This window comes from Streptomyces sp. TRM49041, from assembly GCF_008271805.1.
In the GTDB taxonomy this organism is placed as follows: domain Bacteria; phylum Actinomycetota; class Actinomycetes; order Streptomycetales; family Streptomycetaceae; genus Streptomyces.
The window spans coordinates 15,572-29,996 of record NZ_VSRY01000139.1 but is presented as its reverse complement, the minus strand read 5'-3'; the positions used below and the strand labels follow the sequence as shown (position 1 = coordinate 29,996).

The 14,425-nt window shown below is 70.6% G+C and carries 13 protein-coding genes and 4 pseudogenes; 8 read left to right on the top strand and 9 right to left on the bottom strand.

Annotation, left to right across the window (positions count from 1 at the left end; translation table 11 throughout):
* The first annotated feature begins 86 nt into the window (after positions 1 to 86).
* Positions 87 to 422 (top strand): hypothetical protein, encoded by a 336-nt coding sequence (locus tag FVS66_RS17615; RefSeq protein ID WP_316248194.1) that lies wholly within the window; start codon positions 87 to 89, stop codon positions 420 to 422.
* Between the two features lie 200 nt (positions 423 to 622).
* Positions 623 to 2,782: a tetratricopeptide repeat protein gene (locus tag FVS66_RS17610; protein WP_187645567.1), complete on the top strand. Its 2,160-nt coding sequence runs from the start codon at positions 623 to 625 to the stop codon at positions 2,780 to 2,782.
* Here the strand turns inward: FVS66_RS17610 and FVS66_RS17605 are convergent.
* On the bottom strand, positions 2,767 to 3,111 hold the full coding sequence (locus FVS66_RS17605; protein WP_149182124.1) for a hypothetical protein: 345 nt from the start codon (positions 3,109 to 3,111) through the stop codon (positions 2,767 to 2,769). The genes FVS66_RS17610 and FVS66_RS17605 overlap by 16 nt on opposite strands.
* Positions 3,112 to 3,857: 746 nt before the next feature.
* On the opposite strand from FVS66_RS17605, the pseudogene FVS66_RS17600 reads away from it, so the two are divergent.
* Positions 3,858 to 3,983 (top strand): annotated as a pseudogene (locus FVS66_RS17600) (integrase core domain-containing protein); the annotation flags it as partial.
* Positions 3,984 to 3,991: 8 nt separating this feature from the next.
* On the opposite strand, the gene FVS66_RS17595 reads toward FVS66_RS17600, so the two are convergent.
* The gene (locus tag FVS66_RS17595; RefSeq protein WP_149182123.1) at positions 3,992 to 6,496 is read right to left on the bottom strand and encodes a SpoIIE family protein phosphatase; all 2,505 of its coding nucleotides are present in this window, start codon (positions 6,494 to 6,496) and stop codon (positions 3,992 to 3,994) included.
* An 885-nt stretch (positions 6,497 to 7,381) separates the two neighbouring features.
* On the opposite strand from FVS66_RS17595, the gene FVS66_RS35070 reads away from it, so the two are divergent.
* Entirely contained in the window at positions 7,382 to 7,660 is a 279-nt protein-coding gene (locus FVS66_RS35070) for an ATP-binding protein (protein WP_222946948.1), read from the top strand.
* A 105-nt stretch (positions 7,661 to 7,765) separates the two neighbouring features.
* Positions 7,766 to 8,170: a class I SAM-dependent methyltransferase gene (locus FVS66_RS17585; protein WP_262387052.1), complete on the top strand. Its 405-nt coding sequence runs from the start codon at positions 7,766 to 7,768 to the stop codon at positions 8,168 to 8,170.
* Positions 8,171 to 8,254: 84 nt separating this feature from the next.
* Here the strand turns inward: FVS66_RS17585 and FVS66_RS17580 are convergent.
* From FVS66_RS17580 to FVS66_RS17570, 3 genes and pseudogenes are all read right to left on the bottom strand, one after another.
* Positions 8,255 to 9,039, bottom strand: a pseudogene (locus tag FVS66_RS17580) (transposase family protein).
* A gap of 276 nt (positions 9,040 to 9,315) precedes the next feature.
* Positions 9,316 to 9,612 carry a hypothetical protein gene (locus tag FVS66_RS17575; RefSeq protein WP_262387050.1) on the bottom strand — a complete coding sequence of 99 codons (297 nt, stop codon included), beginning with the start codon at positions 9,610 to 9,612 and terminating at the stop codon, positions 9,316 to 9,318.
* A gap of 109 nt (positions 9,613 to 9,721) precedes the next feature.
* Positions 9,722 to 10,588, bottom strand: a complete 867-nt coding sequence (locus FVS66_RS17570) for a GNAT family N-acetyltransferase (RefSeq protein ID WP_149182122.1) — start codon at positions 10,586 to 10,588, stop codon at positions 9,722 to 9,724.
* Here FVS66_RS17570 and FVS66_RS36875 point away from each other — a divergent pair.
* The 3 genes and pseudogenes from FVS66_RS36875 to FVS66_RS17555 all read left to right on the top strand — a co-directional run bounded on the left by FVS66_RS36875 (position 10,490) and on the right by FVS66_RS17555 (position 11,914).
* On the top strand, positions 10,490 to 11,137 hold the full coding sequence (locus tag FVS66_RS36875) for a transposase (protein WP_399225754.1): 648 nt from the start codon (positions 10,490 to 10,492) through the stop codon (positions 11,135 to 11,137). The genes FVS66_RS17570 and FVS66_RS36875 overlap by 99 nt on opposite strands.
* Positions 11,098 to 11,247 (top strand): annotated as a pseudogene (locus FVS66_RS36870) (IS701 family transposase); the annotation flags it as partial. The gene FVS66_RS36875 and the pseudogene FVS66_RS36870, both read left to right, overlap by 40 nt.
* Positions 11,248 to 11,638: 391 nt before the next feature.
* Positions 11,639 to 11,914: a hypothetical protein gene (locus FVS66_RS17555; protein WP_149182120.1), complete on the top strand. Its 276-nt coding sequence runs from the start codon at positions 11,639 to 11,641 to the stop codon at positions 11,912 to 11,914.
* On the opposite strand, the gene FVS66_RS17550 is transcribed toward FVS66_RS17555, so the two are convergent.
* The 4 genes and pseudogenes from FVS66_RS17550 to FVS66_RS17535 form a co-directional block, all read right to left on the bottom strand.
* Entirely contained in the window at positions 11,911 to 12,156 is a 246-nt protein-coding gene (locus FVS66_RS17550) for a helix-turn-helix transcriptional regulator (protein ID WP_149182119.1), read from the bottom strand. The two genes, FVS66_RS17555 and FVS66_RS17550, sit on opposite strands and share 4 nt — an antisense overlap.
* A 3-nt stretch (positions 12,157 to 12,159) precedes the next feature.
* The gene (locus FVS66_RS17545) at positions 12,160 to 13,002 is read right to left on the bottom strand and encodes a DUF2975 domain-containing protein (RefSeq protein WP_149182118.1); all 843 of its coding nucleotides are present in this window, start codon (positions 13,000 to 13,002) and stop codon (positions 12,160 to 12,162) included.
* Between the two features lie 184 nt (positions 13,003 to 13,186).
* Positions 13,187 to 13,419 (bottom strand): annotated as a pseudogene (locus FVS66_RS17540) (IS982 family transposase); the annotation flags it as partial.
* A gap of 58 nt (positions 13,420 to 13,477) precedes the next feature.
* A complete protein-coding gene (locus tag FVS66_RS17535) occupies positions 13,478 to 14,371 on the bottom strand; it encodes a hypothetical protein (protein WP_149182117.1) in 894 nt (297 codons plus the stop codon).
* Positions 14,372 to 14,425 lie beyond the last annotated feature (54 nt).

The window sequence follows — 14,425 nt, the reverse complement described above, 5'->3', positions numbered from 1 at the left end:
GGTGCGTCGAGGGGGAGCCGCGACGCACAGGGGGTCACGCCAAGGGGGCACACATGGTGCGGGGCGGCCGAAGAATCCTCATTATCGTGGTGGCGTTGCTGGTCACGGCGTTGACGCCCGTGGTGTGGCTGCTCGACAGTCCTGACACCGGGCAGTTCGTGGGCGCGTCGATCCAGGCCGGTACGGGCGTAGCGGCGGTGGTATGGGCGCTGCTTCAGCCATCGGGCGGACCACCGGCAGGGCCGGACGACACGGTCGTCGACACGGGAGAGGCCGAGAGTACGGATGGGGGAGCGGCTCGTACGGGGATACGGCGTCGCGGAGCCGCCGACGGGGCCGGTTCTGCGCGGGCCGAGCGGACCGGTGACGCCGCGGCACACGGCCCGGGCAGCGCTGCCTCGACCGGCATCGAATACGACTGAGGGCCGGTGCCGCAATGAGGTCCGACGAAGGATGTGCTGACACGCGTGCCGGGGCCATGGGTTCGGAAGCCGAGCCGGGGGCGCCGGGGCCCTCCGTGGAAGTGGCGGACACGGGGGACGCCGAGGCCGGCGACGGAGGGAGGGCGACGACCGGCTACCGGGGACCGGAACCGTCCGGTGACGGGCGGCAGTCCGGCACCGTGAGCGTTGCGGGCACCGGCAACGCCACGGCGTCCGGGCGTGGGGCCGTGGCCAACAGCGGCTATATCCATGCGCTGACCGTCGTGCACCAGGAGGCGCCGCGGGCCCGGAAGCACCTGCCGCACCAGGTCGGTGTCATCCCGCCCCGTGCTCTGGCTTTCCAGTACCGGGCCGTGTCCGGGCTGCTGCACACGGCTGTGGGGAATGGTGGGACTGCGGTGCTCCATCAGGTCCTCTCCGGGCTGGGCGGTGTAGGCAAGACGCAGCTCGCCGCCGAGTACGCGCGCCGAGCGTGGCGGGAGCGCGCGGTCGATCTGCTGTTGTGGGTGACCGCGAGCAGCCGCGCCGAAGTCCTGTCGGGCTACGCACACGCCGCGGCCGACGTTCTGGGCGCCGACCCGGAGCGGCCGGAGCAGGCCGCCCGGGAGTTCCTCGCCTGGCTCGAACCCAAACCGCGATCCCCGCGCTGTCGGTGGCTGATCGTCCTGGACGACCTGTCCGAGCTGGCGGACATGCGCGGACTGTGGCCCCCCGGCAATCCCCTGGGCCGTACTTTGGTCACGACCCGCCGCAAGGACGCCGCGTTGAGCGGACACGGGAGACGGATGGTGACCGTGGGCCTGTTCACTGCGCAGGAGGCCGTCTCGTACCTCACGGAGGTTCTGGCCGCCCGCGACCGTCGAGAACCTCCCGCGGAGCTGGCAGCCCTGGCCGCGGACCTGGGGTATCTGCCGCTGGCGCTGTCGCAGGCCGCCGCCCACCTCGTCGACGAGGGCCTCGACTGCGCCGCGTACCGCAGGCTGCTCGCCGCACGCACGACGAAACTCCGCGACACGATGCCCGAGGAGGGCGGCTTCCTCCCTGACGACCAGGCGACCACGGCGGCGGCAACCTGGTCCCTTTCCATCGACCGTGCCGGCACCATGCGGCCCGGGGGTTTGGCACCCCGGGTCCTTCACCTGGCCGCGATGCTCGACCCCAACGGGATCCCCGGCGCCGTCATGAGTGCGGCACCGGTGCTGGTCCATCTCGGCACCGCCGCCGAGCCGCTTCCCGCCGATCAGGTCACCGGCGCGTTGAGGGTCCTGAACCGGCTCAGCCTTCTCGAGCACATACCCGACACGCCCCATCACGCGATCCGCGTGCACCAGCTCGTCCAGCGTTCCGTCCGCGACGGGCTGTCGGAGGAGCGCCGCCACCAGGTGGCCCGCACGGCCGCCGACGCACTCGCCGCGGCCTGGCCCGAGATCCAGCGCGACACCGTACTCGCGGGGGCACTGCGCACGAACGCGGACGCGTTGCTGCGGCACAGCCCCGAGGCACTGTGGGAGCCGGGCGCCCACGCCCTGCTGTTCCGCCTGGGCACGAGCCTCGGGGAGAGCGGCTACGTCACGGCCGCCACCCAGTACTTCCACGAGCTCGCCCATACAGCCGCCGAGCGACTCGGAGCCGATGACCGCGCGACGCACACGGCGCGCTTCGAGCACGCCTCGTGGCGCGGGCAGGCGGGCGACGCGGCGGGTGCCGCGGGCGGGCTCGCCGACCTCCTGCACGACTGCGAACGCGTCCTGGGGCCCGAGAGCCGCCAGGCCCTCACCGTACGCAGCCATCTCGCCCGCTGGCGGGGTGAGGCGGGGGATACGGGCGGCGCCGCGACCATGACCGCCGAACTCGTCCGCACCATGGGCCGTGTGCTCGGTCCCGACTGCGTCGACACGCTGGCCGCCCGCGGCAACCTCGCCCGCTGGCAGGGCCGCTCGGACGATCCTTCCGGTGCCGCCGACGCGTTCGCCCACCTGGTGGTCGACCGAGAACGCGTCCTCGGCACCGATCATCCGTTGACCCTGGCAGCATGGCACGGCGTGGCCTTCTGGCGCGGCGAGGCGGGCGACGCTCCGGGTGCCGTCGAAGCGTTCACCGACCTCCTCGAACACCGGATGCGCGTACTGGGCCCGGACCATCCGCACGTGCTCACCACCCGCCACGACCTGGCCCGCTGGCAGGGCACGGCGGGAGACACGGCCGGCGCCGTCACCGCACTCGCCGGGCTGCTCGCCGACCGCGAACGCGTCCTTGGCCCCGACCACCCGGCCACCATAGCGACCCGAGCCGAACTCGCCACCTGGTGTGACCTGGTGGAGCCTCAGGACGGGGCCTGAACTCCGGCACAGGCGTGGCGCAACTCTGCGCCGGACACTGCGGACCGCGGCGTCAGTGCCCGTACTTCCAACGGGGTCGCACCGGGCGTACGGCCACCCTGGTAGGCGACCTCGTACATCCAACCCACCCTGACCTCGTCGTAGGACGTCCGCGCGGTCGAGGGACCGGAGTCGACGAAGCGGAAGGTGCCCGAGCTGGTGGTCATGGTCAGCTCACCGCCCGACTCTCCCTTCCGGCAGACCACCACGGTGCTCGTCCGGACCCTGTCGCGGTGCGCATACTCGTACAGCAGATAGGCGGGGTAGGCGAGGACGAGCAGAGCCGCCAACGAGCAGCAGCCTCCCCGGCTTCGGGTCGGGCCGCGGTGGGTGTCGCCCCACCGCTGCTGATCCTCGAGGTGACGCTCCCGCTCCTCATCCCACATATCGTTCCCCCCGACTCCCGCCCCTCGTACGGCCGTCCCGTGCCACGCCCCGTCGGTGCACGGGAAGGGCGTGGCGGTCAGGGGTCGCCGTTCGGGCCCGTCGACAGAGGGCCTGCCCGCCGAGATGCGGCTCCAAAGACCGCTCGCGTCCGCGGGAGCCGGATTCCGTGGGCGGCACCGCCATCAGGCGACGGCAAGACTACTCAAAGACTCACGAACCGCCCTCTCAAACCCCTGCCGATCGACGGCTATGGCCGTGACGTGCCCCAAGGTCGTCAGGTGGTGTCGTGACTGCAGCGCAGCATTTGCATGGGCCAGGCGGCACACGGGTGCGCATCCACCGCCGTTGCAGCCGTTGCAGCCGTTGCACCGGATCGCCGGAACCGCCTCCGGCGGGGGAGACGTCCCGAAGGATCAAGTGGCCGGCAGTCCATCAGGGTGATCCGCTCACCCATCATCCGGTGTGAGCCAAGGCTCCTGAGGCTGGTGGTCTTGCAGGTGCTCTCGTGGCTACGGTCATGACCGTTCCTGAGGGCCCCTGTCTCCGGCTGACCACTGGAGCTTCCCGAAGCAGACTGACCAGGGGGAGTTGGTTTCGACGTGCGACACGCCTTCAGCGATGGGTAACCATGCGACCTCACCGCGGCGCCATCGCCCACAAACGCATCCGGCCCTACCGCCTCCGGACCAACGGCAAAGTCAAGCGCTTCAACCGCACCCTGCTCGAAGAATGGGCCTACCTGCGGCCGTACACCAGCAGCACCGAGCGGACCGCAGGCCTGGCTCATGCGTCATCCGGCGCCAGGACCGGACCGTACTCGGTGAGCAGCAGGGCGATGTCGTCGGCGCGGTACGGGGAGCGTCGGGCGTCGTGCAGAAGCCGGTCAGCGAGTTCGTCCAGTGAATCCGCGCGGGCGTGGGCCAGGGATGCCCGCAGCCGGTCGATTCCCACGTCGATGCCGGTGCCACGCTCCTCGACCAAGCCGTCCGTGTAGAGGGCGAGCACGGAGCCCGGTGGGAGGCCGAGACGGGTTCCCGGATAGGTGCTCGTGCGATCCACACCGAGAAGAGGGCCGACGTCCAGGTCGAGGACGTCGGTCGTCCCGTCGGGGCGGCGGAGCAGAGGCGGGAGGTGGCCGGCACTGACGGCGTATGCCTGGTGGCTGCGGGGGTCGAAACGGATGTAGCAGCAGCTGGCCAGCAGCCCGGCATCGAGATCGATGAGGGTCCGGTTGGCGCCCGCCACCACCTCACCGGGCGTCAGACCCACCGCCGCGAAGGCCCGTACCGCACTGCGAAGTTGAGCCATTGTTGCCGCGGCAGCGATGCTGTGCCCCTCCACGTCTCCGATGACGAAAGACACTCCGTCACCGGTGAGGATGACGTCGTACCAGTCGCCGCCGATGTCCATTCCGCTGGTGCCGGGCAGATAGCGCGCGGTGCTGCGGGCGCCCGGGACTGCCGGCAGCCGGTGTGGCAGGAGGGCCTGCTGCAGACCGCGGGCGAGGGCGAATTCCGAGTCGTAGAGCCGCGCTCGTTCCAGGGCCTGGGCGATCAGCCCGGCAAGTGCAGTGAGGACGCCGCGGTCCTTCGCGGAGAACGGATGGGTCTCGTCGAAGCCGAGAACACAGGTGCCCACGGGGCGGCTGGAGGCGATAAGCGGCAGATATGCCCAGGAGCTCACCTCGCCCGCGGGTATGTCCGGGTATCCCTGGGAGAGGTCCTGCCGTGACTCGATGAAGAGCGGGGCCCCGGAGGTCAGAGCCTCCGTACCGGGAAGGCGGGCGTGCAGAGGTACGCCCTCCGGCAGGTCGGGGAAGTTCTCGTGGTGGCCGGTGTGGAACAGCAAATGCATCGTTCCCTCGCGGACCACGTAGATCGCCAGCTGCTGGCCGCCGAAGGCCGGAAGAAGCTGGTCGGCGACGACATCGCAGACTTCGCGGACGGTGACTGCCTCAGTCAGCGCACTGCCCAGCTGCAGGACGTGATACATGACGCCGAGACGCGCCGACGCGGCCGCGGGTGCCGACACGGCCGATGGGGCAGGTGCTGTTCCCGCGGGCGGGGCAGCCCCTGCCTTCGCACCCGGGGCAGGATGCTCCACGGAGACCACCCGGCCGGTCACCCCGTCCGCCTCCGGATGGAGGTAGAAGGCGAGCCACCGGTCGGGCGGGCGGCATGCAAGGAAGGAGACCGGCGTCTGCGAGATCATCGCGGACCGGTGCCGGTACTCGAAATCGGGGTCGGACAGCCACGGCAGCACGTCCCAGAGGCACTGGCCGAGCAGCTCGTCGCCGCGCACGCCCAGCAGCTGCTCAAGCCTGTGGTTGGCGTGGCTGATCCGTCCGTCGGGAGCGAGGGAGAAGAACCCGTCCCGGAGCCGCTCGACCGCGGCAACGGCCGCGCTGCCGGCCCGCGCGTCGACGACCCCGCCGACCAGATGGGTGCGCGCCTGCGCGCCGTCAGGCTCCGGTACGCGGCCCCACAGCTCGACGGTCCGGTACGCCTCGCCATGGCCCGTTCGCTCTCGTATGCGCAGCCGCCGTCCGTTGATCCGGCCCTCGTCGGCTGCGTCGCGGGCCGCGGCCCGGAAGGCAGCGAGGTCACCGGGGTGCAGGCGGGAAGTAAGCGTTGTGGCTCGTCCGTCGAAAGCGCGCGGGTCGATACCGAAGATCGCGCAGAGCTCGTCGTCCACGGTGAAGGTGCCGGCGACGAGGTCCCAGTCGAACAATCCGACCCGCACAGCCGACTCCGAGGGAGCCGGGAACTCGACGGGAACCGTCTGCGGGTCGCACTCGACGGGATCGCCGGTACGGGCCCGGAGCGCGTCGAGGGAAGCTCCGAGCCGGTTGGCGATGGTGCGCACCTGGCGGCGCTGGGCCTTGGACAGCCCTTCGCCACCCTGAGACGCCCCCCAGACGACCGCGAGCGCCCCGAAGGTCTCGCCCGCTGCGCTCACCGGCACGGAGCACGAGCCGAAGGCATGCGGCAGAGCCAACGCGAGCTGAGGAAACCGGCGCATCGTTTCGTCGGTGTCGGCCAGGTGCACCGTGCGCCCGGAGCTGTACGCCACGGCGACCGGGATCGGGCTGCTCACCGGAATGAGACGCCAGCCGCCCAGCAGGGAGGGCGGCACCCCGCACGTCGCGGCGAGCACAATCGAGCGGCGGTCGCCGGAGCGGAGAAAGACGCTCCCGGCGTGCGCGCCGGTTCCTGCGACGGCTTTGACGACGGCCGCAGCAAGCAGATCCTCGCGCTCCGCCGTCTCAGCGGCGATTGTCCCGCGCATGGTCCCATTGTGCGCGGATCTCGCCCGACCGGCCCAGTACGGCAACCCAGCGAGATGCGCTGATCACAGAGCGGAGCGCCTTCCGCCGACTGCGGTGGGCATCTAAGACATTTTTCTCTCTCCAGCGCCCCAGACATCGCCGCCGGCTCCTGCTCGGTCACCGTCCGCCCCCGCGCGGACGGCTCCTGGGCGGCGCGGACGTCCATATGTCGCTGGTGGCGCGGCTGCTGGAGCTCGATGCGGCCGGGGCGTCGACCACGGCGCATGTGCGTGCGGGCGCGCAGGTCGGTGGGGTGAGTTGTGCGGACGGTGCGGCGGTGGCTGGAGGCGGCGCGGGCGGATGGCCGTGTGGAGCACAGGCGCGAGCCCGGCTGGAGTTGTCCGACCGGGCGTGGGAGGTGCTGGCACAGGCAGGCGGGGAACGTGGCGGCGCTGCACCCGCGACTGAAGGAGGCCGGGGGTCAGATGCCCTCGCTGGCGTCGTTGCACCGGGTGGTACGCAGGGATCTTCAGGCCGGCAGGATCCTGCCGGATCGCGTGGTGGTGCGGCGGGAGCGGGAGGAGCAGCAGACGAATCAGGCGCTGGCTGACCTCGCCCTGGCCGGGCCGCGGGAGGGGCGCGGTGAAGATGTCTGCGCCACCGTGTCTCGGACCGGATGCGACCAGCGGCTTGCCGGTGGGGGAGGGCGGTGCGGTGGCGGGTGTGGCGTTGCCGGTGGGAGCGCATCTGGTGCGGTCGTCGTCGGTGCGGGCGGTGGCCCAGGCGGTCGGGCAGGCGATGGCGACGGAGGGCGCGGTGTGTGTTCGGCGACCCGGGCCGGGGAAGACCGTTGCCGTGCGGATGGCGCTCCACGGAGTGCCTGCAGGTTTCGAAAGGTGACGTGGGTGTCAGTGCCGGTTCGGCCGTCGGTGGCCGGCATGAGGCGGGCGGTGTTCGACGCTCTGGCGCTGCCGGGCCGCTTTTCGCACATATCTGCGCTGGCCGACACCGTGGTCACGGGGGCTTTGGGCGAGGCGCGGGTGCTGGTGGTCGATGAGGCGCAGCGCCTGCCTGTGCCGTGCGTGCAGTACCTGCAGACCTTGTGGACCACCCTGGCACGCGGATCACGTTGGTGCGTGGCGGGCAGCTGTCGACGGTCAGGCAATTCCCCACGATCTGCATGATCAGCGTCACGTAATTCCCCATCCCTGCGATCACGACTCCCCATGGGGACGGCGAATCCGTCGGTGTGCACTCGGCAGGCCGTGACCGGCCCTTACGATGATCCGATGCGTCAGCCCGCCGCAGAGCCGTACTGGAACACCAACGTTGCCCGGCACCCGGGCATCCTCCGGGCTGTTCCTGAGGGGTGCGGTGATGCCCTGGACGTTGGCTGCGGGGACGGGCTGCTGGCGCGGAAGCTTGCCGGGCGGGCGAAACACGTCATAGGGATCGACAAGTCGCCGGACATGATCGCCTGCGCACGCGAGTTGGCTGCCGGCCGCCCGCAACTCACCTTCGTCGAGGGAGACTTCCTCGCCGCAGAACTTCCCGGTTCGGGGTACGACTTCGTCTGCTCGGTGACCACGGTCCATCACATGAACTTCGAGGCGGCCCTCGTCCGCACGAGGTGGCGGCACGATGAGCGTGATGGACACCGCCCTGCGCGAGTCACTGAGCAGTGTGCATCGTGAAGTCGCAGGTCACGGGTCTGGCGTGAGTCGTCTTCGGAATTCTCGGGCTGGTAGTGGGCGGATGCCTCTCGCGAAGATCATCGGTCAGCGGGCGATTTCGCGGTTGGTCAGCACCAGCAGGGCCTGACCAGCGCGGTCGCCGACTTCGGGCCGGTGGGGAGGTTTGTAAGGACGCGCCAGTTCTTCAGGTGGGCGAAGCCGTGCTCGACCGGGGCGCGGACTGCGGCCAGCACGGTGTTCGACAGTTTCTGGCCGGGGGTCAGGGGCCTGTTGCGGGCGGCCTTGTAGCCGGTGAGCACGGCCGGGCCGGCATCCGGGTTGTCGTTGTCATCGAGGCCGATGAAGCCTAGGTCGGCGATGGCGCCGAGGCCGGTCGCGCGCAGACGGGCGGTGAGGTGGTCGTGCCGGCAGGCGGTGATCTCCGAGGTGCATCCGGGCCGGGCCGCGGAGACCCAGAGCAGCCGGCCACGATCATCTGTGAGTGCGATCACGAGTAGTCCGTGGAATTTGCCCTTACCGGAGTAGCTCTTCCGGTTCGCGTCTCCGGTGCGGCGTCGGGTGCGTATCAGCGAGCCGTCCAGCAGTACGATGCCGCCGCCCGTTCGGGCGATCTTCTTGAGCGCGCGATCCAGGCGCTGGGCGCGGGCGGCCAGCAGGCCGACGACCTCGCGTACCCACCGGCTCACGGTGGTGCGGTGGATGCCGTTGCCGCCGGCCAGGTCGCCGGGCCGCTGATCACAGCGCAGCGCCGCCAGCACGATCCCGGCGATCTTCCCGGCGGGCAGCGCCCGCCACGGCGAGCGGATCTGCTTGCAGTGGCCGCGGATCAGATCGGCGAGATAGTTCAAGGTGGCGCTCGACAGCGGCAGGCGGGAGGTGTAGACAAGGCCGTCAGGGCCCTCGACGGTTTCGTTGCTTTCTTCACACCAAACTCAACTGCCGCCGGGTGCCCACCGGTTACGCCCACCCGCTCTTCGAGTCCGGCGACTACGGGCGCACGGCGAACTTGCCGTCGCCCCGCTTGTGCAGCCAGCCCGATCGGCCAGCTTGGTCAACTTCCCGCGCAGCGGCTCCAGCTTGCCCCGCACCCCGGTGTCCAGATCCAACGCCTCACCGACGGCCCGGGTGGCGACCGGCCCGCCGGCCTACCGCACGGCGGCCAGGATGCGCTGGTAGTCCGCCGGCAGCGCGGACTCGGCCACCCCTGACGCCCGGTCCGGGACCAGCCGCACCGCCCGACCGGCCACTTGCACCACCGGCGACCCGGCCGTTGCCCGCTCGTCAGCGAGCTGCTCGCTCATCCGCTGCCACACCCCCACCGCCAGGGCCAGCCCGTCCCGCTCGGCCCGCACCTCGGACAGCTGCTTGACCAGCTGCTCTTCGAGTTCATCCAGCTCCGCGCGGCGCGCGGTGATCCGCTCATGCACCTCGGGGTCCACCATGCGCCGGAGCGTACAAGCGCAACCCAAGACGGCGGATGAGAGTTCGCAAATCCCGTACCTGCCAGACGATCTACGTCCCAGACTGCCGCCTTACCTGGCAGCCCCGGCGTCAGGCCGTCCGGATCCGGTCCCGCACCTCCGGCCACACCTCGAACCCGGCCGCCTTGTACGCGGCGACGCCACCGACGTTGGAACTCGGCGTGCACACACGTACGCTCGACGAGCCCATCTCCCGCAGCGCGGACGCCCCGGCCACGGTTATCGCCCGGCCGTAGCCGCGACCACGGTGGTCCTCGTGGACGCCCATCGGCTCGACCAGCCCCGGCTTCCCCGGGCCGGCCGACCACACCGTCACCACCGCCGCCACGCTGCCCCGGTCGTCATAGGCGCCCAGGCAGCGGGCGTCGGCGTAGAACGGTCCCGCCGACATCGCGTGCCAGTACTCGCGCGTAGGCCGCGAGGTGTTGAACGCCGACCGCAGAACGTCGGCGAAGTCCTGCGCCCGCTTCGGGCCGATCGACTTGATCTGCACGCCGGGGTCCTCCACCGGCTCGGTGAGGTCGCGGAAGAGCGGCGTCCACGGCTCGTCGACGCCCCAGCCCTCCTTGCTCAGCAGGTCGTGGAGCAGCAGGCCCAGCGGCGCCTCGATGGACACCGCTCCTTCCGGCAGCACGCCGCGCTCAGGCAGCGAGAAGTCCTCGACAAGCCGCCGCGCCAAGTTCTCATCCTGGAAAGCGTCCGGAGCGACCGTCATCCGCACCAGCGTCGGCGAGTCGAGCATCCCGACCGCGAGAATCCGCCCGTCCCGACTCCAGGTCCGGACCACCGCGGCCGTCTCGGCCGTTCCGAACCGGTAGTTCCAGCCGATGTCCCCGGAATGCAACTGCATCGGCGCTTCGTCGTACTGCCACTCCCGCAGCGCGGCCATGGCCTCGCGTACCCCGTCGACAGTCGGCGTACCCAGCACAATCGTCATAGCCGGGATCAGACACTCCATCCCGAAGGTCCGCAACCGATTAACCGGGCCGGCCACTGCTCCCGCAGCGGCCCGACCAAGAGCTTCTGCTCCCGCAATTGCCCAGCAGCTTCGGTGCCCCCGTTCCTCGCGGCGCGCGGTGATCCGCTCATGCACCTCGGGGTCCACCATGCGCCGGAGCGTACGAGCGCAACCCGAGACGGCGGGCGAGAAATCGCAAAACCCGCCGTCCGCGACGACGTCCGCGCCTACGCCGTCGATCACCTCGGCACCGGCAACAGCGTGCTGATCGTGGACGAGACCGGCTTCGTGAAGAAGGGCCACGCCTCGGCGGGAGTGCGGCGCAAGTACACCGGCACCGCCAGGCGCAACGAGAACTCCCAGGTCGGCGTCTTCCTCGCCTACGCCACCAGCCGGGGGAGGGGCTGGTCGACCGCCGGCTCTACCTGCCCGAGTAGTCCTGGTGCGGCGATCCCGGGCGCCGCCAGGCTGCCGGGATACCCCAGGAGGTGCAGTTCGCGACCAAACCCCGCCTGGCCGGGGAGATGATCGCCGCCACGCTGGAAGCCGGGGTGAAGGCGCAGTGGGTGACCGGCGACGAAGCCTGCGGGCAGGACCCGCAGCTTCGTGCCGCTCTGGAGACACGCTGCACCGGCTACGTGATGGCCGTCGCCTGCTCGACGCGGGTGCGGATCAACCAAGGCCGCACCCCTGTCCGCGCGGACACCGTCGCCGAACGCCTGCCCGCCACCGGCTGGCAGCCGCACAGCGCGGGCAACGGCGCGAAGGGCACGCGCCACTACGACTGGGCCTGGATCCACATCGGCACCGACGAGCACCGCCACCTGCTGATCTGCCGCAACCGCACCACCGGGGAACTCGCCTTCTACCTGTGCTGGTCACCCGCCACGGTCACCCTTGCACAGCTCGTCCGCGTCGCCGGTGTCCGCTGGAGCGTCGAGGAGTGTTTCCAGGCCGCCAAGGGCGGCCGGACGCGACCACTACCAGGTCAGGCACTGGACCTCGTGGCACCGTCACATCACCCTCGCCATGCTCGCCCTGGCCTTCCTGACCGCCGTCGCCGCCGACGCGGCACAACAACGGGCCACCGATCCGCACCAGCCCGCCCGCAGCAGCAACCCCATCGCGTTGACCGTCCCGGAAAGCCGCCACCTCCTCCGCACCGTCCTCCGCCCGCCACTCGTGTCGGCAGCCAGACTGCTGCACTGGTCCACCTGGCGCAGACACCACCAGGCAACAGCCCGACGCAGCCACTACCGACGGCGAACCCACTGGATAGATCACGAAACCACACTGGAGTACTAACCGGCATCATTCGACGCAATCTCGCAACTGAGGAGGTCGCCTGGCTGGCATTCGAGGATGTCGCAAATAGCCGTCAGTGTGGAGAAGCGGACGGCCTTCGCGTGGCCGTTCTTGAGGATCGACATGTTCGCGATGGTGACGCCCACCCGGTCCGCGAGTTCGGTCAAGGTCATACCGCGGTCGGTGAGCAAGGTGTCGAGGTGCACTCTGATGCGGTGCGGGCTGTCGGGGTCTGCCGCCATGGGTCAGACGAGTCCTTCCACCTCTTTGCGGAGCGTGCTGCCGTGGTCGAACGCCTCGGCCAGCGCGAACAGCACCAGCCCTCCCACTATGGGCAGGAGCGAAAGGTTGAAGGCGACGTCGAGCTTCCCACCAATATTCGCATGGTCTACGAGGTAGGAGGTACAGGCGAAGCTCGCCACCTGGACGGCGGGGCCCGCGAAGGCGCAGATGCCGCCAGCCTGCCGCAGGCGTCGTGGCACTCGGGCCTCGAACGGCTCACCCGCCTTCGTGGCGCGTGCCATTGCGTACAGAGCGATGGACACCGCAAGCAGGACGAGCAGGGGACCGGCCGTGACCAGGCGGACAGCCAGCTGGTCCGCGAGGGAGGGATCTGCCAGCCTCACGACGGCCTCGCCACCCGTGATACGTATTCCGTTCCCTGCGGCACCGCCGACGGCCGTGATGGATTCGGGGGTCACCGCGGCCTTCACCTCCAGTGGGCCCACGCCTCGGTGCTCGACCAGTTCGGTGATCGTCCTGCCGGTGGCCAAGGCCGCCGCGGCGCCGACTGCACTGACTGCGATCAAGGCGCCCAATAGAACCCGGAAGTACCCTGACGCCTCGCGGTCGGCCCTGTTCCGCACAGCTGCGCCCACGGCAAGCAAGGCAACACCGATGGGAATGTGCCGTTCGGCACCCCCGAGCACCGAGCCCGCGCGGCGCTGAAGCCAGAACAGCCCCCCGGCGCAGAGCACCAGAAGCACGAGCACAGCGAGACCGCCCAGGGCGTCCTTCGTCGCGACCGGCTCCCCCTCCTCTTCAACACCCACCTCAGCAGCGCCATCCTGATTCTTGCTCGTGTTCATGTGCTCCCCTCCACGGCTGAGGCGTCAGGCATGCACCCACACCCGACTCTTATCGAAAAACGATAGCATTGTTTTTCGATAAGAGTCGGGTGTTCGGAGGGTCTCACCCTCGGGCGACCCGCACGCTCAGGAGGTGGGAAGGGGCGGCACCGCTGGTCAGGTGGCTGGCCTCGGCAGGGCAGTGCGGCAGGTACGGGAACAGATGGCGCAGATGGGCTCGGGCATGGCGCAGCCAGCGGGCCTCGCTGGTGAAGCCGAGCAGGGCCTGCATCACCGCCAGGGTGGCCAGTTCGGCGTCGCTGAGCTTGGGTGCTATGCCACCGCCGGTCGCCAGGGGGCCAGGTACGGAGCGGCTTTCAGCAGGTCGTCGGTCGTCACGTGAAGTGCGGTCGCGAGGGTGTCCAGGTTGTTCGCCACACAACGATCTTGGACACCTCGTTCACGTCTCCACGGGCGCCCCTTGGAATCGATCATCTTAGAGGCTGGGGAAGGTCAGAGTGGTGGTGCGCCCTGCCCGCACGGCCACGCCGTCGGCGTTGCAGCGGCTGCCGTCGGTCGTGTACGAGACGTCGTACGTGCCGCGGTCCGGGGTGACGAGGTACGTCGCGGGCGCGGTCGGGGTGAGCGCGCGGGAGACGCCGACGGTCGGCCCGGCCGATGGCTGCAGGGCGAGCGAGCCGGGGCGCGCGGCGCGGATGCGCAGGGTGGCGAGGTCCTGCGCGGCCGGGTGCTTCGTGAGGCCGGTGAGGGCGCGCCGACCGGTGACGGTATGGCCGAGGGCGTAGTCGACGCCGCTCGGCGACGACCAGTACGCGTCGAACCACTGCTTCACCGAGCCGGGCTCGGCGGCCGGGCCGAGGTGCGCGACGCGGAGGTTCGGGCGGGAGTTTATCCGGTTGAGGAACCGCTCCGCGCCCCTGTGGGAGACGGTGAGGAACATCCCGCTGTGCAGGAAGCGCGCGGAGCCGTCGGGCGGGCGCACGTCGACGGGGCGCGCGGTGCGGGCGTCGACGGTGACGGTGGTGTCGCGGTCGAGGTCGAGCCGCGGCTGCACGATCCAGTCGTCGCCGCCGTCCGCGTCGGCGGTCAGGGCGCTGTCCAGCACGTACCGCCCGCGCGGCAGCCGGACGGTGGCCGTGCCGTCGGCGTCGTACGGCTGCACGTGGGCGTCCGCGCCCGCGCCGGAGAGGCCGGCGACGGTGGTCTTGTAGGCGGCGGTCGGGCGGCCGGCGCGGTCGAGGTGCCGGATGGTGAGGGTGACGGTGTCGGGCGAGGCGGCGGTGGCGGTGGCGGGCGTGACCGTGGCCAGGACGGCGGCGGCGACGAGGACGCGCAGGACGCGACGGCGGGCTGCAGAAGAAAGGTTCATGCCGGTGCACTGCCGGGAGCCCGGCCCGGGTTCCCGTGGTGCATGTCACCGGAA